Here is a 21,664-nt window from a genome sequence, read left to right on the forward strand (position 1 = left end):
AGTACTACCGGCAGCTGTCACACTGGTATCAGGAGCGCAATCCGCCATGGCCGTCCCACGCCTGCTTCCCACCGCAGAAGCCACCGACCTGCTCGCGCTGACACGCGAGATCGCCCGCGATGAGCTCGCCCCGCGCGCGGCGGGCGACGAGGCCGCGGAGAAGTTCCCGCGCGACGCCTTCCGGCTGCTCGGCCAGGCCGGTTTCCTCGGCCTGCCCTACCCGGAGGAACACGGCGGCGGCGCCCAGCCGTACGAGGTGTACCTGCAGGTGCTCGAAGAGCTCAGCAGCGCCTGGATGACCGTCGGCGTCGGTCTGTCGGTGCACACCATGAGCTGCTACCCGCTGGCCCACTTCGGCAGCGCGGAGCAGCGCTCCCGCTGGCTGCCGGAGATGATCGGCGGCGAACTGCTCGGCGCGTACGCGCTGTCCGAGCCGCACGCCGGCTCCGACGCGGCGGCGCTGAGCACGCGGGCCGCGCGGGAGGACGACTCGTACGTCGTCAACGGGGCCAAGGCCTGGATCACGCACGGCGGTGTGGCGGACTTCTACACGCTCATGGCCCGGACCTCGGACAACGGGCCGCTCGGCATCAGCTGCCTGCTCGTCGACGGCGGCACGGCGGGGCTTTCCGCCGGCCCGCCCGAGCACAAGATGGGGCTCACCGGCTCGCCGACCACGCCGCTGTACTTCGAGGACGCGCGGGTGCCCGCGGAGCGGCTCATCGGAGCCGAGGGCCACGGGCTGAAGATCGCGCTGTCGGCGCTGGACTCCGGCCGCCTCGGCATCGCGGCCTGCGCGGTCGGGCTGGCGCAGGCGGCGCTGGACCTCGCGGTGGACTACGCGAAGCAGCGGCAGCAGTTCGGGCGGCCGATCATCGAGTTCCAGGGCCTGGAGTTCCTGCTCGCCGACATGGCCGCGGCCGTGCACTCGGCCCGGGCGACGTACCTCGACGGCGCGCGGCGCCGGGACGCCGGGCTGCCGTTCGGGCAGCAGGCGTCGGTGGCGAAGCTCGTCGCGACGGACGCGGCGATGAAGGTGACCACCGACGCCGTCCAGGTGCTCGGCGGCGCGGGCTACACCCGCGACTTCCCGGCGGAGCGCTACATGCGCGAGGCGAAGGTCCTGCAGATCTTCGAGGGCACCAACCAGATCCAGCGCATGCTCATCGCCCGCCACCTGGCCAAGTCCTGATCTCGCCCGCAATTTCAATGGAAATTGCGGAAGTTATCCACACCGTCTATCCACAACCTCCGGTGTGTCGCGCACCCGACACACCGGAGGTCCGCAATTTCAATGGAAATCGAAGGTCCGATTTCCATTGAAATTGCGGACATGGAACCGGGGTTCCGCGTAGTGGAAGGGGTTGGCGTCAGAGGGGCTTGAGGCCCCAGTGGCCGATCCAGTTCTCGCCCGGTTGCAGGACCAGCAGGTCCACCCCGGAGTTCAGGGCGTCCGGCGGGCAGGTCATCGGCTCGATCGCGATCGCCCTGCCCCGCCCCGGGAAGTCGTCCGCCGTGTAGACCTGGACCCACTTGAACACCGGGTCGGCCCACAGCTGCACGCCGCGCCCGTCCGGGTCGGTGAGGCTGTGGCGCACGAGGTCGTCGCCCGGCGCCGGGGTCGCGCCGCCGAAGGCGGTGTCCAGCAGCACCCCGGCCAGCCGGCGCCCAGTGCGGAAGTCCACCTCGTCGCCCTGCAGGCCCCGCGGCGGCCGCACCGGGAGCAGCCGCTCGGAGTCCACCGGCAGCACCGTCGCCGCCGCCAGCCGGAGCGTGCAGTCATCGGTCGCGGCGTTGCCCGCACGCGGATACGGGTGCACGCCGACCCCGAACGGGACCGCCCGCGCCCCGAGGTTCTCCACGGTGTGCGTGACGGTCAGGCCGCCTTCGTCCAGGGCGTAGCCGATGGACGTCAGCAGCGGCACCGGCCAGCCCGGCTGCGCGGGCACCATCGCGTGCAAGACCACTGTGGACTCGGCGTGCTCGACGAGGGTCCACGCCGTGTGCCGCAACAGGCCGTGGATCGCGTTCTGCCGCGCGGGCTCGGTCAGCGCCAGCTGCTGCGGCTCCCCGTCGAACAGCCAGCGGCCCCCGGCGACCCGGTTCGGCCACGGCACCAGAACCCCGCCCGCGCCGCCCGGCGGCAGCCGGTCCGCGTCGAAGGACTCCGCGTACGGCACACCGTCGACCTCGAAAACCCGAAGCGCCGCACCGACTTCGGTGACCACGGCGCGCGCGGGGCCGGAAGTGATCTCGAACTGCCGCCCGGTGGCGGGAACAGGCTCGTGCACATCGCCACTGTAGAAGCAGAAAGCCCCCCGAGCCGACGAAATCGGCTCGGAGGGCCCTCCAGGTGCGACTTACTTGCCCAGCTTCGCGGCGTCGAACTTCTGCTTGCGACCACCGATGAGGAAGTTGATCGCCCAGAAGATCACGCCGATGCCCAGCAGGACGCCGGCGATGATGTACTCCGTGCCCGGCCGGCCGGACAGCGGGCTGGCGAAGAACGCGCAGGTCAGCGCGCCCAGCACCGGCACCCAGGTGGGCGCCTTGAAGTGCTTGTGCTCGACCTTGTCCTTGCGCAGGACCAGCACCGCCACGTTGACCACCGCGAACACCACGAGCAGCAGCAGCGAGGTGGTGCTGCCCAGGTCGGAGATCTTCAGCGAGCTCACCAGCGCCACCGCGATGATGCTGGTGAACACGATCGCCACCCACGGCGTGCGCCGCGTGCGGTGCACGAGCCCCAGCTGCTTCGGGATGATGCGCTCCTGCGACATGCCGTAGACCAGGCGGCTGGCCATCAGCATGTTGATCAGCGCGGTGTTGGTCACCGCGAACAGCGCGATCAGCGAGAACAGCAGCGGCGGGAACCACGGCGCCGCGGCCTTCACGACCAGCAGCAGCGGCCCGTCGGACTCCGCCAGCGTGTCGGTCGGCACCAGCGTCGAGGTGATCAGCGCGATCACCAGGTAGATCGAAGCGGTGATGACCATGCCCACCAGCAGCGCGCGCGGGAAGGTCTTGGCCGGGTCGCGGGTCTCCTCGGCCATGTTCACCGAGTCCTCGAAGCCCACCATCGCGAAGAACGCCAGCGCGGTCGCCGAGGTGATCGCCAGCAGCGGCGAGGTGCCGGCGTTGAACTCCAGCAGCCGGCTCGGGTCCGGATCGACGTCGGGGCTGTGCGTCCCCGAGATCAGCGCGACGAGACCGAAGACGATCACGATCGCCAACCCGGTGAGCTCGACGCAGGTCAGCACCACGTTCATCTTCACCGACTCGCCAACGCCGCGGAAGTTGATCGCGGCCAGCAGGAGCAGGAAGCCGATCGCCACGAGCCAGGCCCACGAGGAGACGCCGTCGCCGACGATCGCCTCCAGGTAGTCACCGCTGAACGCCTGTGCGGCCGATGCGGCTGAAGTGATGCCAGAGCACATCACCGCGAACGCGATGATGAATGTCAGGAAGTGCACCCCGAACGCCTTGTGCACGTACAGCGGCGCCCCGCCCGCCTTCGGGTACTTCCCGACGAGTTCCAGATAGCTGAACGCGGTCAGGAAGGCGACCACGAAGGCGACCAGGAACGGAACCCACAGCGCCCCGCCGACCTTGCCTGCGACCTTGCCGGTCAGCGAGTAGATCGTGGTGCCGAGGATGTCTCCGACCACGAAGAAGAGCAGCAGTTTCGGGCCCATCACCTTCTTGAGGCCAGGCTCCTGCGCACCGCCGGGCGCGTCGTCGTTCACGGTCGTCTCGTTGGCCATAGCTGAAAAGTGTGCAATGCGGTTGGTCCAGCTGTCTGCCCACCCCTGGTCGAACTGCACTGCTGCGGTCGGCTCAGGCGTGGCACCCTGCCCAGTCCGCGATCACTGCTGCTCGGAAACGGGTGCCCGGTAGCGCCAGAAGGCGGGCAGCAGGGCCGCCGCGATGACCGCGCCGACGACGACCAGGACGCCGCCGACTGTGACCGCCGTCGCAGTCCCGACCGCCGCGCCCGCCAGGCCGTGCAGCGTGTCGGCCAGCCGCGGGCCGCCCGCGACGACGACGGTGAACACGCCCTGGATGCGGCCGCGCATCTCGTCGGTGGCCGCCGTCTGCATGATCGAACTCCGGTAGACCATGCTCACCAGGTCCGCGCCGCCACCCAGGGCCAGGAAGAACACCGCCAGCCACAGCGAATCCGACCAGCCGAACCCGATCACCGAGATGCCCCACGCCACGACCGCGACGGTGACGCCGACGCCGTGCCGCGCGATCCGGTGCAGCCAACCGGAGAACACGCCGAACGCGAACGCGCCCAGCGGGATCGCCGCGAACAGCCAGCCCAGCGCGGCACCGCCGCCCGGCGGATCGCCGAAGGTGCGCTCCGCCATCTCCGGGAACAGCGCCCGCGGCATGCCGAACACCATCGCGATGATGTCCAGCAGGAACGACGCCAGCAGCACGGAATGCATCGCGAGGTAGCGGAATCCATCCAGCACGGCGCGCAGCCCGGCGCGCTTCGGGGCGCCTTCCTGCGGCGGCAGCGGCGGAAGCCGGAACACCGCCCACAACGCCGCGCACAACGCCACCGCGTCCACCAGGTACAACACCGAAAGCCCCAGCACCGGCAGCAACACGCCGGCCAGCAGCGGCCCGATGATCGAGCCGAGCTGGAACACCGTGGCGCCGAGAGCCTGCGCCGACGGCAGCAGGTGCACCGGGATCAGCCGGGCGATCGCGGCGCCGCGAGTGGGCATGTTCACGGCGAAGAACGTCTGCTGCGCGGCGAAGAGGATCAGCACGAGCCACACCGACTGGACGTTCGCCGCGGCCACCACCCACAGCAGCACCGCGCTGGCGGCCAGGCCGCCGTTGGTGATCAGCAGCAGCTTGCGGCGGTCGACGGTGTCCGCGATCGCGCCGCCCCACAGGCCGAACACCAGCAGCGGCACCAGGCCGAAGATCCCGGCGAGGCCGACGTAGGCGGAGGAACCGGTGATGTCGTAGAGCTGCTTGGGCACCGCGACCGCGGAGAACTGCGCGCCGACGGCGGTGACGATGTTCGACAGCCACAGCCGGCGGTACGCCGGGTACTTCAGCGGCCGGGTGTCGAGGAAGACCTTGCTCAGCAGGGATCTGATGGATCGACGGGACGAGGTCGAGGTTCCGCTGCTGGGCCGCACAGATGCAAAACAGTAGCGATTAGACCGGCTAACGGCATTCTATTTTTCGCCCCGTGTGACCGATGTCTAACACCCAACGGAGGAACCGGACAAAATTCGCCCACCGCCGACCCGCCGCGCGAACAACCTTCCCCACCTGCGAAAACGCCAATTCAAGGGCGGTAAAACGCAATTTCGCGAGAATTCGACGCCCACCCGGGCGAACGTCGTCTTCTCGCGAAATTGCGCGCTGTTCGGGTGACGCCGGACTCAGGGGGCGAGGCGCTCGACGGTCCAGAGGTCGTTGGTGCGGCGGAAGCGCAGCCGGTCGTGCAGGCGGTCCGGGCGTCCCTGCCAGAACTCCACCGACTCCGGGCGGATCCGCCAGCCGCCCCAGTGCGGCGGCACCGGCACCTTTTCGGCTTCGGCGAAACGTCGCTCGATGCCGCTCAGCGACGCCTCCAGCGCGGCGCGGTTGGCCACCACCCGCGACTGCGGCGAAGCCCAGGCGCCCAGCTGGGAGCCGCGCGGGCGCTCGCCCCAGTACGCGGCGGTCTCCGCGGACGCGACCTTCTCCACCGTGCCGCGCACGTTGACCTGGCGCTGCAGGCCCAGCCACGGGAAGGTGGCGGCGGCGACCCGGGTGGCCTTGAGGTCGTGGCTCTTGGTCGAGGTGAAGTTGGTGAAGAACACCACGCCCCGCTCGTCGAATCCCTTGCACAGCACGGTGCGCGAGGACGGGATGCCTTCGGCGTCGGCCGTGGCCAGGACCATCGCGTTCGGCTCGACCAGGTCGGCCTGCACCGCCTCGTCGAACCACAGCTGGAGCTGCTCGTGCCAGGTGGTGGCGAGCGAGGACTCGTCCAACGCCCCCGCCTCGTAGGACACCCGCATGGACGGCAGCGCGACGTTGGCCTCCGACATCCTGTTCCTCCCTGACTCGCCCGGCAGCGGCACGACTCGACTTCTCCGGCTGTTCGCCGGACGGTACGGGTTGGACCGGCCGGCGCGACACGTTTGGTGGCGCCAGCCACGCGTACGACGGTAAACGGGATCCGAACGCACGCCGAATCAGCGGTGCTTCACGATCGATTCCGCAACCGATGCAGTGATCGTTCCCACACTCGTTCGGACGCCCGCAGATCGTGAAACCACCCGCCAGAACCAGCCATCTCACACCTTCCGGCGAAATGCCCTTTAGCGGCCAAAACGGCACGAACCGGGCTCAATCCGACCCGCGGTGCCGCCGGTGCAGATCCGCGGTCCACATCGCCAGGACGAACGGGAACGTGGTCGGCACCAGACCCACCGCCTCGATCGCGCCGTGCAGCAACAGCACCGCGGGCACCGCGAGGACGCACGAGCGCCAACCGCGCCCGGTGCTAAGCAGCCCGACCACGACCAGGGCCGCGTTGAAGCCGTACACCCCGGCGCTGACGTCGGGCGGCGTGACCGGCAGCAGCTCGACCGCGAGCACCGACACGGCGGCGCCGCAGAACGCGCCCACGGCCAGCCGGAACCGCACCAGCGCCAACCCGATCAGCATCACCACGCCCGGCAGCCAGCCGCTGACCAGGAACACCTCCGACTCGGCGGTGAACAGGCCGAGGTAGTCGCCGTGCAGGCCGAGCACCGGCGACGGCGACGTCGTGGCTGCGGGCGCCCAGTCCATCCGGTGTCCGAAGTAGACGGTCAGCCAGTAGGTGAGCACGAAGGGGGCGGTGCGGGCAGGGACCGTGAGGAAGGTGTCCGCGATGCGCATCAGCACCGTCGCGACGACCGCCCCCGCGGTTCCGACCAGCAACGCCAGTTTCAGCGGCTGGAAGGAGCCGACCGCTCCCAGCACCACCAGCGTTCCGTTGAAGCCGAACAGGCCCTGGCCTATTCGCTCGTGCGGCACCCGCAGCGCCGCCGCGGTCAGCACGCCCGCCGCGCTGCCGACGAGCGCGGCCAGCGCGAGCTGCGGGCCGGCCAGCAGCAGCGCGACCACGAACAGCAGTCCGGCGGGCACGCTGTCCTGCAGGTACACCTGCGAAATGCCCGTGGGCACGGCGCGCAGCAGGTGCCGCGCGCCGTGCCGCACTTCGGGCTCCGTTGCCTTCGAAGTGGCATTCACCAGCTGCGGACCTCTAGATCCTTCGCATCCGGGTGGTGGCCCATCGCCTCGGCGAGCCGCCGCTCCGCGGTCACGGCGCTCTCCCCCAGCGCGGTGGCCAGTGCGCCTCCCGCGGCCAGCGGCACCAGCGACCACCACTCGCCGCTGATCGCCTCGGCGGGATCGTCGTCCCACATGACCGTCTCGGTCGCGAGCACCCGCGCCCCGGCGAGGTAGCCCGCGCTCGCCCCGAGCCGGTCCGCGCCGATGTCCAGCCGCTGCCGCAGCAGCGGAATCCCCGACCGCACCACGTGCGTCGTGGTGGTCATCCGGCCAGGCGTTTCGCCGTACCGGCCGAGCACCAGCGTCTCCCGGCACCTGGCCCGCGCGCCGTCGCCCAGCTCGATGGTCATCCCGGCCCGGTGATCGGCGCGGGCGCTGATCACCGTCGCCTCCGGCAGGTAGTCGACGACGCCGCCCGCGCCGACCTCGATGTGCACGGTGGCCCGGCTCGTCTCGCCGTACGGGCCCGGCAACGCGATGGTGGCGGCGGTGCCGCGCAGCCGGAGCCTGGCGCCCGGCCCGACCTGGACCCGCAGGTCGACCTCGTCACCGCCGACCGGCGTGGCCGCCGAGTTGACCAGGTGGACCACGGCGGTGCCGTCCGGGCTGGCCGTCACCGTGCGCCGGGGCAACAGCGTCATCGGCGCTTCCGAGCGGAGCTCCCGCACGACGCTGCGCCCACCGGACCCGAGCTCCACCCTCAGCAGCGCACTGGCGCGCACGCCGCACCGCCTTCCACCGCAGGACTCGTCGCCGAGAGCCAGGTGGCGATTTCGCGCGAAACCGGCACCTGGCACGCGTGTGCGCGCGAAATCGCCGCACCCGCCACCGGCGTGAGCTCTCGCTCAGGCACTGACGCCGACCTTCACCTGCTCGCGAACCCAGGCCGAGACGTCGGGCGCGTTCGGGGTGCGCGTGAGCGACTGGGTGATCACCGGGAGCTCACCGCGCATCCGGTGCGCGTCCGAGACCATGACCTCCATGTCGGCCCCGACCAGCTCGGCCAGGTCGATCTTGTTGATCACCAGCAGGTCAGCGGTGGTGACGCCGGGGCCGCCCTTGCGCGGCACCTTGTCGCCGCCGGCGACGTCCACCACGAAGATCTGCCGGTCGGCCAGGCCGCGGCTGAACACCGCGGTCAGGTTGTCGCCACCGCTTTCCACGATGACCAGCTCCAGCCCGGGGTGCCGTTCGGAGAGCCGGTCCACCGCGTCCAGGTTGGCGGTGATGTCGTCGCGGATGGCGGTGTGCGGGCAGGCGCCGGTCTGCACGGCCTCGATCCGGTCGGTGTCCAGCACCCCGGCCTTGCGCAGGAAGTCCGCGTCCTCGGTGGTGTAGATGTCGTTGGTCACGACCGCGAGGTTGAGCTCCGGGCCCAGCGCGCGGCAGAGCGCCGCGGTCAGCGCGGTCTTGCCGCTGCCGACCGGCCCGCCGATGCCGAGCCGGAACGGGCGCCCGTTCTGCGGTTCGGCCGAGAACGGGTCCGGTTCGGTCGCGGTCGGGTCGAAGTTGACCGGATGCGTGTGACCGTGCCCGTGGCCGTGTCCGTGTTCAGGAAGCAAAGAGACGCACCTCTTCCCGGTGATGGCGATCGTGCGCTTCGGCGAGCAGGTCCAGCGCCGGGGCGCCGGGGGCGGGCAGCTCGGCCGGGTCGAGCCCGGCCACCGCGGCCGCCTCGGCGGCGATCCGGTCGAGGTCGTCGGCCAGTTCGGTGACCACGGCGTTGGCCGCGAAAGGGTCCAGCCCGAGCAGCCGGACGCCGGCGGAGGACGGTCCGCTGACCGCCAGGTAACCGGCGGCCAGCGCGGCCTCCATGGGCCCGGCCCCGGCGATGGCCGCCAGCGCGCCGAGCACGATCGGATGGTGTGGCCGCGGGGTCGCGGCCACCAGTTCGGTCAGCACCGGCGACGGCCAGGCGGCCTTGCCGGCGCGGATCATGCCCCGCCCCTGCGCGCGCGAGGCCTCCCGCTGCGCCGGGGACGGGGTGCGGGCGTCGAGTTCGACGTCCAGCTCCCGCCAGTGTCCACTTCGGACACCGCGGGACGCGGCGTGCGCCGCGGCGGCGGCGAACACCGCTTGCAGGGCGCCCGCGCCGTGCAAGCGCCCGTACAAGAATTCGCGCAGGTCGCCGATTCCCTTGATCAGCCCCCGCGCGGCGGCCTCCTCGACGCCGCCGGAGTGCACGTGCCCCCCGCCGGGGAACCGGGAGTCCGCGAGTGCCAGCACCGCAAGACCGGCTCGCACCGCTCTCCCTCCAAACCGGACGAGACGAACCTCATCCGTTCCAGTGACAGGGGTCCGCAATTTCAAGGGAAATCGAAGGTCCACTTTCCATTGAAATCGCGTTCCCGCTCGATGCTCCGCTGCTTCCTGCCTGTCAGAACAAGAAGTAGCGCTGCGCCATCGGCACCTCGTCGACCGGGTTCGGCTCGACGCGCTCGCCGTCGATGTCCACCGCGAAGCGGTCCGGGTCGACCCGGATGTCCGGGGTGGCGTCGTTGTTCAGCATGTCCTTCTTGCCCACCGACCGCGTGCTGTCGACCGCGACCAGCCGCGAGCTCAGCTGCAACTGCTCCGGCAATTGAGCGTCCAGCGCGACCGGTGCCACGAAGAACACGCTGCTCGCCGCGGCCGCTCGCGGCTGCGCCCCGAAGCTCGGCCGCGCGATGTAGGGCTGCGGCGTGGGGATCGACGCGTTCGCGTCGCCCATCGCCGCCCACGCGGCGAACCCACCCTTGAGCACGATGTGCGGGCGGACCCCGAAGAACTTCGAGTCCCACAGCACCAGGTCGGCCATCTTGCCGACCTCGATCGATCCGACGTGCTTGGCGATGCCGTGCGCGATGGCCGGGTTGATCGTGTACTTCGCGACGTAGCGCTGCGCGCGGTTGTTGTCCGCGCGCCCGTCGCCGGGCAGCGAACCGCGGCGGCGCTTCATCACGTGCGCGGTCTGCCAGGTGCGCATGATGACCTCGCCGATGCGGCCCATCGCCTGCGCGTCCGAGCTCATCATCGAGATCGCGCCGAGGTCGTGCAGGATGTCCTCGGCCGCGATGGTCGACTCCCGGATGCGGCTCTCCGCGAAGGCCACGTCCTCGGGCACCGCCGGGTTCAGGTGGTGGCAGACCATCACCATGTCGAGGTGCTCGTCGATGGTGTTGACGGTGTGCGGCCGGGTCGGGTTGGTCGACGAGGGCAGCACGTGCGGCTGCGAGGCGAGCCGGATGATGTCCGGCGCGTGCCCGCCACCGGCGCCTTCGACGTGGAATGCGCTGATCGAACGGCCGTTGATGGCTTCCAGGGTCGACTCGTAGAACCCGGCCTCGTTGAGCGTGTCGGCGTGCAGCGCGACCTGGACGCCGGATTCCTCGGCCACCCGCAGCGCGCTGTCCAGCACCGCGGGCGTGGCGCCCCAGTCCTCGTGGATCTTGAAGCCGCCCGCGCCGGCGCGCAGCTGCTCCCACAGCGCCTCGCCGCGCATCGTGCTGCCCTTGCCCAGCAGCAGCACGTTGACCGGCATGTAATCGAGGGCCTGCATGATCCGGCCGAGGTTCCAGGCGCCGGGCGTGACCGTGGTGGCCTTGCTGCCCTCGCCGGGACCGGTCCCGCCGCCGATCAGGGTGGTGAGCCCGGAGGCCAGCGCGGTGTCGATCTCCTGCGGGCAGATGAAGTGCACGTGGGAGTCGATGCCGCCGGCGGTGAGGATCTTGCCGTTGCCGGCGATGATCTCCGTGGACGGCCCGATGACCAGCGAGTTGTCCACGTCGTTGTTGGCGCTGGGGTTGCCGGCCTTGCCGATGCCCACGATGCGGCCGTCGCGGATGCCCACGTCGGCCTTGATCACGCCCCAGTGGTCGAGGATGACGGCCCCGGTGATCACCACGTCCGGCGTGCCCTCGGCGCGGATCGCGGCGGACTGCCCCATCGACTCGCGAATGACCTTGCCGCCGCCGAACACCACCTCATCGCCGGACCCGGTGGACCCCTGGCTGCGGTCCTCGGTGACCTCGATCAGCAGATCGGTATCGGCCAACCGGATCCGGTCGCCGGTCGTCGGGCCGAACAGCTCGACGTACTGGGACCGGTCAATGGACGATGTGCTCACCGTGGTGTCCCTCGCCTTTCTCGCCGTACTTGAACGGGGTGGGTTCGTGGTCGCGGGCGTCGAGCTCGCCGGCGTACTCCAGCCGGAGGCCGCGCACGAGCCGGCTGCCGCCGACCGGCACCAGGCTGACCTCGCGGTCCTTGTTCGGCTCGAAGCGCACGGCGGTGCCCGACGGCACGTCCAGGCGGTAGCCCCAGGCCGCTGCCCGGTCGAATTCCAGGCACGGGTTCACTGCGGCGAAGTGGTAGTGCGAGCCGACCTGAACGGCGCGGTCGGCGCGGTTGTTGACGGTGATCCGGATGCGTTCCCGGCCCGGGTTCAGCTCGATCGGGTCGTCACCGGTGATGATCTCCCCAGGGCGCATGGCAACTCCTCACGAATGTCGATTCGAGATCGGTGGTCGGCCTGGCTCGCGCGTCAGGTGATCGGGTCGTGCACCGTGACCAGCTTCGTCCCGTCCGGGAAGGTCGCCTCCACCTGCACGTTGTGGATCATCTCCGGCACCCCGTCGAGCACCTGGTCGGCGCGCAGCACGTCCTTACCGCTCTTCATCAGGTCGGAGACGGTCTTGCCGTCCCTGGCGCCTTCCACGACGTGGTCGGTGATCAGCGCCACCGCTTCGGGGTAGTTCAGCTTCAACCCGCGGTCCAGCCGCTCGCGCGCAAGGCGGGCCGCAACGTAGACGAGCAACTTGTCGCGCTCATGAGGAGCAAGATGCATGAAGCCCTTTTAACATACGGGAACTGACACGGCCCGCTGTGTCCAGCGGTTTTACTTCAGACAATTGACACATTACAACCTTTTTTTCAACTTTTTGTCCCGCTAACTAAAATTTTTACGCCGGCGACATCGCCATGTGATCTAGCTCATTTCGGAGATTTCCCCCACCGATTCCGATTGCTTCCGCCATGTGGACGGGTGCACTGTGTTCCCGACGCCCCGCCACGTCCCCGGCCCGCGCACGCGCGCGGTCCCGACCACCGAGGAGACGAGGCAGCCATGAGCAAGGCGGACCAGACCGAATTCCGCCCGGGCCTGGAGGGCGTGGTCGCCTTCCAGACCGAGATCGCCGAACCCGACCGCGACGGCAGCGCGCTGCGCTACCGCGGCGTGGACATCGAAGACCTGGTGGGCACGGTTTCCTTCGACGACGTGTGGGCCCTGCTGGTCGACGGCCGGTTCGGCGACGGCCTGCCGCCCGCGGACGACACACCGCTGCCGATCCGCACCGGCGACGTGCGGGCGGACGTGCAGGCGGCGCTGGCGATGACCTCGCCGGCCGCCGGTTTCGCGCCGCTGCTGGACATCGACGACGCGCAGGCCCGCGCGCAGCTGGCGCTCTCCAGCGCGCTCGGGCTGTCCTTCGTGGCGCAGTCAGCGCGCGGAGATCAGCCGCCGGTTCCGCACGCCCGGATCGCGGAAGCGGCCACCGCCACCGAGCAGTTCCTGACCCGGTGGCGCGGCGAACCGGACCCGAAGCACGTGCAGGCGCTCGACGCGTACTGGGTATCGGCGGCCGAGCACGGGCTGAACGCCTCGACGTTCACCGCCCGCGTGATCGCCTCCACGGGCGCCGACGTCGGCGCCTGCCTGTCCGGTGCGGTGGGCGCGATGTCCGGGCCGCTGCACGGCGGCGCCCCGGCCCGCGTGCTGCCGATGATCGAGGAGGCCGAGCGCACCGGCGACGCGCGCCGGGTGGTGACGTCGATCCTGGACCGCGGCGACCGCCTGATGGGCTTCGGCCACCGCGTCTACCGCGCCGAGGACCCGCGCGCCCGGGTGCTGCGCAACACCTGCGACCAGCTGCGCGCGCCGCGCTTCGAGGTGGCCCGCGAGCTGGAGCAGGCCGCCCTGTCGGTGCTGCGGGAGCGCCGGCCGGACCGGCCCATCGAGACCAATGTGGAGTTCTGGGCCGCGGTGGTGCTCGACTTCGCGCAGGTCCCGACGGCGATGATGCCGGCGATGTTCACCTGCGCCCGGCTCGCGGGCTGGTCGGCGCACGTCCTGGAGCAGAAGCGCACCGGCCGCCTGGTGCGCCCGTCGGCGCAGTACACCGGCCCGGACCCGCGCTCCCCGCAGGACGTCGCGGGCTGGGGCTCGATCGACCAGCTGATCGCCTCGGTGTGACCGGTAACCGCCCGTGAGTGCTTTGCGTCGCCATGACGGCGCAAAGCACTCACGGCACCCGAGCCGCGAACAGCGGTAGCGTGGAGTGGTGACGGTCACATCCGGCGAGGCGCAACGGCGGCTGCACGTCGAGTACGCCGAAGCGCTGGAGGCCGACGCTGAGACCAGCGGCGAGCAGTGCAACGACCTCGTCGAGGCGGCGGACTACTGGCACTTCGCGGGCGAGCACGAGCGCGAGGAGCGGGCTCTGCGCGTCGCGGCCGAGGTCGACGACGACAGCAACGTGCTCCACGGCCCGGCCGCCTACGCGAAGTTCCTGCTGACGCACGGGCGGCGCGCGGAGGCCGAGGAGCGCTTCGCGCGGCTGCTCCGGGAGGGCTCGAACTGCGAGTGGGCCTACGTGACCGCGTCGATGGCGTACCAGCTCGTCGACGAACCGCAGGAAGCGTTGCGCTGGCTCAACATCGGCGTCAACCGGTTCGTCCCGAGCCTGGACGCCGAGATCGAGATGGGCGATGCCGGCTCCGAGCTGCTGCGGCAGCGCAGCCTCCTGCGTCGCGAGCTGGGCCTGCCGTCCGACGGCCCCGACGAGCTCCACGACCGGCTGACCGAGCACGGCCGCCAGATCGGAGCGCAGATCGAGAGCATCCGGCGGCACGAAGAGGACCCGGCGATCCTCTTCTGGCCGGCGGCGGATTTCGCCGAGATCCAGCGAGAACGGCCGGGCTGGTACCCGGGCACCGAGCACCTGGAGCACCGCCGGGAGGCCGAGCGGGCGCTGCAGCAGCACCCGGAGGCGGCGGTGGTCATCGGCTCGTTCAAGTCGTTGGTGGGCTTCGCGGCGTCGCGCGGCATCGCCCTGGACGAGCAGTCCACCCGCGCGGAGTTCGCCGCGGAGGCCGCCCGCCGCGGCCTGGCCATCGCCTGGCCGCCGGGCCGCAACGACGCCTGCTGGTGCGGCTCCGCGCGCAAGTACAAGAAGTGCTGCGGCGCCCCGGGCTTCGCCTGACCAAGATCCGGATGCTGTTGGCCAACGGCCGACGTCCGCAGTAAGTTGCGTTGCGGCTGTTGGCAGCACCGGGGTCACGACCCCGAAACCCTGCTGCAACACTTGAGCCGAGCCGGCAAAGGCGCCGGTCATCAGGCCACTGGCGCGCGGGAGGCACTGCCCCGCCACCTGCACAGTCACCACAACAACGCCCGGAGGCGCCGGCATGACGCAGGCCGAAATCGACCCGACGACCCTGAAGCTTCCCGAGGAACTCAAGCCCGCCGACGGCCGGTTCGGCTGCGGCCCGTCCAAGGTCCGCGACGAGCAGCTCGCGAACCTGGCCGGCGCGGGCGCCGCGGTGATGGGCACCTCGCACCGGCAGAAGCCGGTGAAGTCCCTGGTCGGACGCATCCGGGAGGGACTGCACGAGCTGTTCTCCCTGCCGGAGGGCTACGAGGTCGTGCTCGGCGTCGGCGGCACCACCGCGTTCTGGGACGCCGCGACGTTCGGCCTCGTCCGCGAGCGGTCGCTGCACCTCACCTACGGCGAGTTCTCCTCGAAGTTCGCCAAGGCCGCCAAGACGGCGCCGTTCCTGGGCGACCCGGTGGTGGTCTCCGCGGAGCCGGGCGACGCGCCGGAGCCGGTGTCGGACCCGTCCGTCGACCTGATCGGCTGGGCGCACAACGAGACCTCCACCGGCGTGATGCTCGCGCCGAGCCGCCCGGAGGGCTCGGAGAACGCGCTGATCGCGATCGACGCCACCTCGGGCGCGGGCGGGCTGCCGTTCGACGCCGCCGACGTCGACGTCTACTACTTCGCGCCGCAGAAGTGCTTCGCCGCCGACGGCGGGCTGTGGCTGGCCGCGATGAGCCCGGCGGCGATCGAGCGGATCGGCGAGATCGGCGCGTCCGACCGCTGGGTGCCGGAGTTCCTGTCGCTGCCCACCGCGCTGGACAACTCCCGCAAGGACCAGACCTACAACACCCCGGCGGTCGCCACCCTGTTCCTGCTCGCCGACCAGATCGAGTGGATGAACGGCCAGGGCGGGCTGGACTGGTGCTCGCAGCGCACCCGCGAGTCGTCGCAGCGGCTGTACTCCTGGGCCGAGGCGTCGGAGTACGCCACGCCGTTCGTGGCCGACCCGGCGAAGCGCTCCCAGGTGGTCGGCACGGTCGACTTCGCCGACTCGATCGACGCCGCCGCGGTGGCGAAGGCGCTGCGCGCCAACGGGATCGTGGACACCGAGCCGTACCGGAAGCTGGGCCGCAACCAGCTGCGGGTCGGCATGTTCCCGGCGATCGACCCGGACGACGTCACCGCTCTGACGAAGTCCATCGATTGGGTGGTTTCGCAGCTTTCCTGACACGCTGAGCCGCCGGGATCCGCAGAGGTCCCGGCGGCTTTTTGCCCAAAATGACACCACCAAGCGAACTTTTGGGCACTAGCGGTGATCCTCAACGAAAATGAGTGGTTTTACCCGTTCGCCCAGGCGCCACCTTTCCGGCAAGATCGAAGGCGGAGAGAGCGACCAACAACGAGACGACGTGCCCGGCGTGCCTCCCGCGTCAAGGCGGCGCGCCGGGTTACTGTCACAGCTTGGTGACATGTAGGTCGGCGGGAGGCTGGCGTATGCGAGCGCTGCGAGTGGTCGGGCTCGACGAGGACGGTGAATCCGTCATCTGCGAGGACCCGGAGAACGGCGAGCGCTTCACCGTGCCCGCCGACGAACGACTGCGTGCCGCAGCCCGCGGTGACCTCACCAGGCTCGGCCAGGTCCAGATCGAGATGGAAGCCCAGATGCGGCCCCGGGAGATCCAGGCCCGCATCCGCTCCGGCGCGTCCGTCGCACAGATCTCGGAGGCCTCCGGCATCCCCGAGCACCGGGTCGAGCGCTACGCCTACCCCGTGCTGCTCGAGCGCGCCCAGATCGCCGAGATGGCCCAGCGCGCGCACCCGGTCCGCGAGGACGGCCCGGACGTCCAGACGCTCGGCGAGGTCGTCGCGCACACCTTCGGCATGCGCGGCCACGACTACGCCGAGGCCGAGTGGGGCTCGTGGCGCGGCGAGGACGGCAAGTGGGTCGTCCAGCTGACCTGGCAGGCCGGGCGCTCGGAGAACCGCGCGCACTGGGTCTTCCACCCCGGCGCGCACGGCGGCACCGTCGCGGCGCTCGACGACCACGCGGCCGACCTGCTCGACCCGTCCCCGAACCGCCCGCTGCGGACGGTCCGGCCGGTCACCGAGCTGGCCCGCGAAGCGCTGCAGCTCGACCAGCAGGCGCAGCCGGTCCCGGAGCGGGTGGAGGAGCCGGTGGTCGCGCAGCGACCGGAGGCGCCGACCCTCGACCTGGACACCGGCCCTCCGCCGGCGGAGCCGGTGGCGGAGCCGACGGCGGAGGAGAGCGCCGAAGGCGCGTCCGCCGAGGCGGCGGAGGACGACGCGCAGCGCAAGGCGGAGCCGCGGCGCGGGCGCAAGAGTCATCCGATCGTGCCGTCGTGGGAAGACGTCCTGCTCGGCGTCCGCTCCCACCGCTGACGACAGAACAACCCAACGGGGCCGGGGCGAGCTTGATGCTCGCCCCGGCCCCGTTGCCATGTCCACCGCAGTTTCAATTGAAACTGCACGCCGTTGAACCGCACTACGTCGGCATGTCGGACCACGACACGCCGACGGCTGTGGACAACTCACCGCAATTTCAATGGAAATCAGAGGTTCGATTTCCATTGAAATTGCGGGTTGACCAGGGGTAGTGCTCAGCCGAGGAGACTGAGGAGGAGAGCGATCCAGGCCGCGATGATGCCCACCGCCGTTCCGTAAGCCGCCCAGCGCCAGACCGGGACGTTGCGGCCCAGCCAGATCGACGGCGCGAACCCCGCGGCCACCGCGATGTTGACCACCGCCGCGAGGATTCCGCTCACGTCCGCCAGACCGAGCGTCACCACCACCAGGGTCACCGTCACGATCGCGCCGATGATCGCGCTGATCACCAGGCCCGGGCCCCACGGCGTGGGCTGCACCGGGGCGATCGTTCCGCCGTGCCACCCGCGCATCGCGTGCGCCGAGCGCGGTCGGCCGATGTGGTCGAGTTCGCCGCTGAGCGGGTCGACGTAGCCGATCTGGCCGCCGGTCTCCGCCGCCAGGCGCATCGCCAGTTGGCGACCGCGCCGCGAGACGAGCTCCGCCGTGGTGTCCGCGGTTTCCTCGGTCTGCAGCGCTTCCACCACGTGCGCCCACTCGTGCAGCGCCGAGACCAGCGAGCCGGGCAGCCGCAGCCGGGCCGGGTCCACCTCCCGGCCGACGCCGCGCACCAGCACCGCGCGACCGGATCGCGCGTGCAGCTCCCAGCCGGTTTCCCGGGCGTCCATCACGTTCCGCTCATCGCGTGGAAGGCGATCGCACCGGCCGTGGCGACGTTGAGCGAATCCACCCCGCTCGCCATCGGGATGCGGACCGCGAGGTCCGCGGTCGCGATGGCCTCGTCGGTGAGCCCGGGGCCTTCGGAGCCGAGCAGCACCGCCACCGGGCCGCTGTCCAGGGCCGCTTCGCGAAGGGATTTCGCATCCGCCCTGGGGGTCAGCGCCGCGATGCGGAAGCCGTTGTCGCGCAGCAATTTCAGGTCTTCCGGCCAGGAGCCGAGGTGGGCGAACGGGACGCGGAGCACGTGTCCCATCGACACCCGCACGCTGCGCCGGTACAGCGGGTCCGAGCAGCCCGCGCCGAGCAGCACGCCGTCGACGCTGAGCGCGGCGGCGTTGCGGAACAGCGCGCCGAGGTTCTCGTGGTCACCGATGCCTTCCAGCACCACCAGGCGGCGGGAGCGGGCGATGAGCTCGGCGGGCTCGACGACCGGCGCGCGATCGGCGACCGCCAGCACGCCGCGGTTCAGGTGGAAACCCACGACGCGAGCCATCACGTCGGCGTCGGTGACGTAGGCGGGCACGTCCAGGACCTCGGCGGCCTCGGTCAGCTCCTCGATGCGGCGGCGCACGCCGAACAGCGCCCGCACCGGGTACGGCGAGGCGAGCAGCCGCTCGACCACCACGACGCCTTCGGCGATCACCAGCCCCCGCCCGCCCGGCCGGTCCGGGCGGCGGTCCGCGCGGGACAGATCGCGGAAGTCGTCGACCCGCGGGTCGTCGACGTCGTCGACCTCGACAATGTGCACCACGCCCGCATTCTCGCACCCGCCGCCAATCGAGTCGGCCCGGCCGATCTCGCGCCGTCGCGCGCGACTCGTGGGACCGGAGGTGCCGGCATCGATCTCCCGGGACTTCCGGCAAACCACACGAAGATCGCTATAGAGGCTGTTGGGGATGTCGTGGTGTGAGGTGCGGTAACGCGGGGTTTGCCTTTGAAGCGGCGCAGCACTTGGCCCACCCTCGCAACTCGCACCGCCGCGGGTTCTCAAGTGCCTTCTCGCGAGGACAGCCCCGTGGCATTCATGATGTCGGGGATCCCACAGCGAGAAGGCGACAGCAACTCCCGCAGGGGGGCCGCCACCCGCACCGCCACGCAGAGCAAGTTCGGAACAGGCTCTATCGGTTCCGGGGTGTGCGGGAGGGAGTAGGTTCCGCAGCATGACTCGACTCGGCGACACTGAACTCGACGTCTTCCCCATCTGCCTCGGTGGCAACGTGTTCGGCTGGACGGCGGATCGCGACGCCACCTTCACCGTTCTGGACCAGTACGCCGCTGCGGGCGGCAACTTCATCGACTCCGCCGACAGCTATTCCGCTTGGGTGGCGGGCAATTCCGGCGGCGAATCCGAGACCTTGATCGGCGAATGGCTGCGCGCCCGCGGCAACCGCGACGACATCGTGGTCGCCACCAAGGTCGGCAGGCTGCCGGGCCGCCGCGGCCTGTCGGCGGCGAACATCAAGGCCGCGGCGGAAGATTCGCTGCGCCGCCTGGGTGTCGACCACATCGACCTCTACTACGCCCATGGGGATGACGACCCGTCCATCCCGCTGGCCGAAACCCTGGCCGCCTTCGACGAGCTGGTGCGGGAGGGCAAGGTCCGCTACATCGCGGCGTCGAACTACACCGCGCCCCGCCTCGCCGAGGCGCTGGAGGTCTCCCGCCGCGAGGGGCTGGCCGCCTTCTCCGCGCTGCAGCCGCACTACAACCTCGTGGAACGCGGCGAGTTCGAAGGCGCGCTAGCCGACCTGTGCGCTCGGGAGAAGGTGAGCGTGCTGCCCTACTACGCGCTGGCGCACGGGTTCCTGACCGGGAAGTACCGCCCGGGCGGGGACAGTTCGGAAAGCCCGCGGGCCGAAAGCGCCCGTGCCTACCTGGACGAGCGCGGTGTGAAGGTGCTCACGGCGCTGGACGAGATCGCGACGCTGCGTGACGTGCCGGTGTCCTCGGTCGCGCTTGCCTGGCTGCTCGGGCAACCGACCGTGACCGCCCCGATCGCCAGCGCCCGCAACACCGAGCAGCTCGCCGACCTGCTCCCGGCCGCCGGGTTGGAGCTGACCGAAGCCGAGCTGGAGCGGCTCACCGACGCCTCCGATTGATCACTCTCCGCGCCGTGCGTGACACCGTTTTGGCCGCTGTTCCCCCGGGTACCGATGTGTCACGGTGGTTTCCCCAGCGCTGCGCGCTGACGTGCTGCCGATCAAGCGGGGAGACGGCATGGGACGGCACGTGGACAATCAAGCGTTCAAGCCAGTGGACCGGCAACGGTATCGGAACAAGATGCAGCGCGGCCTGGACGCCCTGGCCCGGATGCTCGCCGAAGGCAATTTCTCCTTCCCCCACCAGCAGATGGGGCTGGAGATGGAGCTGTGCCTGGTGGACGAGCAGATGGAGCCGTCCATGTCCAACGCCGTGGTGCTGGAGAAGATCAGCGAACCGTTGTTCACCACCGAGCTCGGCCAGCAGAACATCGAGCTCAACGTGGAGCCGCAGGTGCTCGCGGGCGACAGCGCCCTGGAGCTGGAGTCCCGTCTGCGCGCAGCGCTGGTGCGCGCAGACGGCGGGGCGCACGACGCGGGCGCGAAGATCGTCATGATCGGCACGCTGCCGACATTGCGCAGCGCGCACTTCGACCCGAACTGGCTGTCGCGCAACCCGCGGTACTCGCTGCTCAACGAGCAGATCTTCCTGGCGCGCGGCGAAGAAATGCTGCTCGACATGGAGGGCGTGCCGCTGGACGACGCGCAGCCCGAGAAGCTGCGGTCCTACGCCGATTCGATCCTGCCGGAGTCGGCGTGCACGTCGGTCCAGCTGCACCTGCAGGTGGCGCCGGAGGACTTCGCGGCGCATTGGAACGCCGCGCAGTGCCTGGCCGGGGTGCAGGTGGCCATCGGCGCGAATTCCCCGTTCCTGCTGGGCAAGGCGCTGTGGCACGAGACGCGGATTCCGCTGTTCCTGCAGGCCACCGACACGCGTCCGGTGGAGCTGAAGAACCAGGGCGTGCGGCCGCGGGTGTGGTTCGGCGAGCGGTGGATCACCTCGATCTTCGACCTGTTCGAGGAGAACGTCCGCTACTTCCCGGCGCTGCTGCCGGAACCGGAGGAAGAGGATCCGCTGGCGGCGCTGGACTCCGGCCGGGCGCCGACGCTGGCGGAGCTGCGGCTGCACAACGGCACCATCTGGCGCTGGAACCGGCCGGTCTACGACCTGGTGGACGGGGTTCCGCACCTGCGGGTGGAGAACCGGGTGCTGCCGTCGGGGCCATCGGTGGTGGACATCGTCGCCAACGCAGCGTTCTTCTACGGCGTCCAGCGGGCGCTCACCGAGCAGGACCGGCCACTGTGGACTCAGATGTCGTTCGCGGCGGCGGAGGAGAACTTCTACGCCGGGGCCCGGCATGGCTTCGACGCGCACCTGTACTGGCCGAGCGTCGGCTGGGTGTCGCCGGACGAGCTGGTGCTGCGCCGCCTGCTGCCGATGGCGCACGACGGCCTGCAGGCGTGCGGCGTGTCGGACGCGGCCCGCGAACGCTACCTGGGCGTGATCGAGAAGCGGTGCATGGCGAAGCGCAACGGCGCGACGTGGCAGCGGGAAACGGTTGCGCTGCTGGAAGATCGCGGCGCAGACCGGCGCGGAGCGCTGGCGGGGATGCTGCGCCGGTACATCGACCTGGCGGACAACGGTGACCCGGTCCACACCTGGCCGGTGGGCTGAACTTCCCA

Annotated in this window: 20 protein-coding genes; 7 read left to right on the forward strand and 13 right to left on the reverse strand. The window is 70.5% G+C overall.

The features are described from left to right. Positions 1 to 46 precede the first annotated feature (46 nt). Positions 47 to 1,192, forward strand: coding sequence for an acyl-CoA dehydrogenase family protein (locus tag AB0H93_RS33310; RefSeq protein ID WP_358578262.1), 1,146 nt, complete (start codon positions 47 to 49; stop codon positions 1,190 to 1,192). 178 nt (positions 1,193 to 1,370) lie between these two features. Here AB0H93_RS33310 and AB0H93_RS33315 read toward each other — a convergent pair whose 3' ends face one another. From AB0H93_RS33315 to AB0H93_RS33365, 11 genes are all read right to left on the reverse strand, one after another. After that, positions 1,371 to 2,291: an aldose 1-epimerase family protein gene (locus tag AB0H93_RS33315; protein ID WP_358578264.1), complete on the reverse strand. Its 921-nt coding sequence runs from the start codon at positions 2,289 to 2,291 to the stop codon at positions 1,371 to 1,373. A gap of 69 nt (positions 2,292 to 2,360) precedes the next feature. Beyond that, positions 2,361 to 3,764, reverse strand: coding sequence for an APC family permease (locus AB0H93_RS33320; protein ID WP_358578267.1), 1,404 nt, complete (start codon positions 3,762 to 3,764; stop codon positions 2,361 to 2,363). A 102-nt stretch (positions 3,765 to 3,866) separates the two neighbouring features. Continuing rightward, positions 3,867 to 5,165 (reverse strand): MFS transporter, encoded by a 1,299-nt coding sequence (locus tag AB0H93_RS33325; RefSeq protein ID WP_358578270.1) that lies wholly within the window; start codon positions 5,163 to 5,165, stop codon positions 3,867 to 3,869. A 249-nt stretch (positions 5,166 to 5,414) separates the two neighbouring features. Further along, complete coding sequence (gene pdxH, locus AB0H93_RS33330) at positions 5,415 to 6,068, reverse strand: pyridoxamine 5'-phosphate oxidase (RefSeq protein ID WP_358578272.1); 654 nt, start codon at positions 6,066 to 6,068, stop codon at positions 5,415 to 5,417. Positions 6,069 to 6,369: 301 nt separating this feature from the next. Next, positions 6,370 to 7,260: an urea transporter gene (locus tag AB0H93_RS33335; RefSeq protein WP_358578275.1), complete on the reverse strand. Its 891-nt coding sequence runs from the start codon at positions 7,258 to 7,260 to the stop codon at positions 6,370 to 6,372. Beyond that, entirely contained in the window at positions 7,257 to 8,024 is a 768-nt protein-coding gene (locus AB0H93_RS33340; RefSeq protein ID WP_358578277.1) for an urease accessory protein UreD, read from the reverse strand. The genes AB0H93_RS33335 and AB0H93_RS33340 overlap by 4 nt, the downstream gene beginning before the upstream one ends. 123 nt (positions 8,025 to 8,147) lie before the next feature. Then, positions 8,148 to 8,864, reverse strand: a complete 717-nt coding sequence (ureG, locus tag AB0H93_RS33345) for an urease accessory protein UreG (RefSeq protein WP_358578280.1) — start codon at positions 8,862 to 8,864, stop codon at positions 8,148 to 8,150. Next, positions 8,854 to 9,546 (reverse strand): urease accessory UreF family protein, encoded by a 693-nt coding sequence (locus tag AB0H93_RS33350; RefSeq protein ID WP_358578282.1) that lies wholly within the window; start codon positions 9,544 to 9,546, stop codon positions 8,854 to 8,856. The genes ureG and AB0H93_RS33350 overlap by 11 nt, the downstream gene beginning before the upstream one ends. Before the next feature lie 133 nt (positions 9,547 to 9,679). Next, positions 9,680 to 11,407: an urease subunit alpha gene (locus AB0H93_RS33355; RefSeq protein WP_358578284.1), complete on the reverse strand. Its 1,728-nt coding sequence runs from the start codon at positions 11,405 to 11,407 to the stop codon at positions 9,680 to 9,682. Further along, positions 11,388 to 11,771: an urease subunit beta gene (locus AB0H93_RS33360; protein ID WP_358578286.1), complete on the reverse strand. Its 384-nt coding sequence runs from the start codon at positions 11,769 to 11,771 to the stop codon at positions 11,388 to 11,390. The genes AB0H93_RS33355 and AB0H93_RS33360 overlap by 20 nt, the downstream gene beginning before the upstream one ends. Before the next feature lie 53 nt (positions 11,772 to 11,824). Continuing rightward, the gene (locus tag AB0H93_RS33365) at positions 11,825 to 12,127 is read right to left on the reverse strand and encodes an urease subunit gamma (protein WP_132493675.1); all 303 of its coding nucleotides are present in this window, start codon (positions 12,125 to 12,127) and stop codon (positions 11,825 to 11,827) included. Between the two features lie 279 nt (positions 12,128 to 12,406). Here AB0H93_RS33365 and AB0H93_RS33370 point away from each other — a divergent pair, with 279 nt between their 5' ends. The 4 genes from AB0H93_RS33370 (at position 12,407) to sepH (ending at position 17,060) form a co-directional block, all read left to right on the forward strand. Then, the gene (locus AB0H93_RS33370; RefSeq protein WP_358578288.1) at positions 12,407 to 13,534 is read left to right on the forward strand and encodes a citrate synthase 2; all 1,128 of its coding nucleotides are present in this window, start codon (positions 12,407 to 12,409) and stop codon (positions 13,532 to 13,534) included. An 88-nt stretch (positions 13,535 to 13,622) separates the two neighbouring features. Further along, complete coding sequence (locus AB0H93_RS33375; protein ID WP_358578291.1) at positions 13,623 to 14,543, forward strand: SEC-C domain-containing protein; 921 nt, start codon at positions 13,623 to 13,625, stop codon at positions 14,541 to 14,543. Between the two features lie 205 nt (positions 14,544 to 14,748). Then, the gene (serC, locus tag AB0H93_RS33380) at positions 14,749 to 15,888 is read left to right on the forward strand and encodes a phosphoserine transaminase (RefSeq protein ID WP_358578293.1); all 1,140 of its coding nucleotides are present in this window, start codon (positions 14,749 to 14,751) and stop codon (positions 15,886 to 15,888) included. Positions 15,889 to 16,154: 266 nt separating this feature from the next. After that, on the forward strand, positions 16,155 to 17,060 hold the full coding sequence (sepH, locus tag AB0H93_RS33385; RefSeq protein WP_358578295.1) for a septation protein SepH: 906 nt from the start codon (positions 16,155 to 16,157) through the stop codon (positions 17,058 to 17,060). A 218-nt stretch (positions 17,061 to 17,278) separates the two neighbouring features. Here sepH and AB0H93_RS33390 read toward each other — a convergent pair whose 3' ends face one another. Continuing rightward, on the reverse strand, positions 17,279 to 17,890 hold the full coding sequence (locus AB0H93_RS33390; RefSeq protein WP_358578297.1) for a DUF2537 domain-containing protein: 612 nt from the start codon (positions 17,888 to 17,890) through the stop codon (positions 17,279 to 17,281). Next, positions 17,890 to 18,693 carry an RNA methyltransferase gene (locus AB0H93_RS33395; RefSeq protein WP_358578299.1) on the reverse strand — a complete coding sequence of 268 codons (804 nt, stop codon included), beginning with the start codon at positions 18,691 to 18,693 and terminating at the stop codon, positions 17,890 to 17,892. Before AB0H93_RS33395 ends, AB0H93_RS33390 begins: the two co-directional genes overlap by 1 nt. Positions 18,694 to 19,102: 409 nt before the next feature. On the opposite strand from AB0H93_RS33395, the gene AB0H93_RS33400 reads away from it, so the two are divergent. Together AB0H93_RS33400 and AB0H93_RS33405 are read left to right on the forward strand one after the other, a co-directional pair. After that, positions 19,103 to 20,041, forward strand: coding sequence for an aldo/keto reductase (locus AB0H93_RS33400; protein ID WP_358578302.1), 939 nt, complete (start codon positions 19,103 to 19,105; stop codon positions 20,039 to 20,041). Positions 20,042 to 20,159: 118 nt separating this feature from the next. Beyond that, positions 20,160 to 21,656 carry a glutamate--cysteine ligase gene (locus tag AB0H93_RS33405; protein WP_358578336.1) on the forward strand — a complete coding sequence of 499 codons (1,497 nt, stop codon included), beginning with the start codon at positions 20,160 to 20,162 and terminating at the stop codon, positions 21,654 to 21,656. The last annotated feature ends 8 nt before the right edge of the window (positions 21,657 to 21,664 follow it).

The sequence above is a fragment of the Saccharopolyspora sp. NPDC050642 genome, from assembly GCF_040654735.1.
GTDB lineage: Bacteria > Actinomycetota > Actinomycetes > Mycobacteriales > Pseudonocardiaceae > Saccharopolyspora > Saccharopolyspora elongata.

Bases quoted from the DNA above. Each gene is read 5' to 3' on its own strand.
- AB0H93_RS33370 (WP_358578288.1), top strand. From the start codon at position 12,407: ATGAGCAAGGCGGACCAGACCGAATTCCGCCCGGGCCTGGAGGGCGTG.
- AB0H93_RS33310 (WP_358578262.1), top strand. From the start codon at position 47: ATGGCCGTCCCACGCCTGCTTCCCACCGCAGAAGCCACCGACCTGCTC.
- AB0H93_RS33365 (WP_132493675.1), bottom strand. From the start codon at position 12,127: ATGCATCTTGCTCCTCATGAGCGCGACAAGTTGCTCGTCTACGTTGCG.
- AB0H93_RS33360 (WP_358578286.1), bottom strand. From the start codon at position 11,771: ATGCGCCCTGGGGAGATCATCACCGGTGACGACCCGATCGAGCTGAAC.
- sepH (WP_358578295.1), top strand. From the start codon at position 16,155: ATGCGAGCGCTGCGAGTGGTCGGGCTCGACGAGGACGGTGAATCCGTC.
- AB0H93_RS33405 (WP_358578336.1), top strand. From the start codon at position 20,160: ATGGGACGGCACGTGGACAATCAAGCGTTCAAGCCAGTGGACCGGCAA.
- serC (WP_358578293.1), top strand. From the start codon at position 14,749: ATGACGCAGGCCGAAATCGACCCGACGACCCTGAAGCTTCCCGAGGAA.
- pdxH (WP_358578272.1), bottom strand. From the start codon at position 6,068: ATGTCGGAGGCCAACGTCGCGCTGCCGTCCATGCGGGTGTCCTACGAG.
- AB0H93_RS33390 (WP_358578297.1), bottom strand. From the start codon at position 17,890: ATGGACGCCCGGGAAACCGGCTGGGAGCTGCACGCGCGATCCGGTCGC.
- AB0H93_RS33400 (WP_358578302.1), top strand. From the start codon at position 19,103: ATGACTCGACTCGGCGACACTGAACTCGACGTCTTCCCCATCTGCCTC.
- AB0H93_RS33320 (WP_358578267.1), bottom strand. From the start codon at position 3,764: ATGGCCAACGAGACGACCGTGAACGACGACGCGCCCGGCGGTGCGCAG.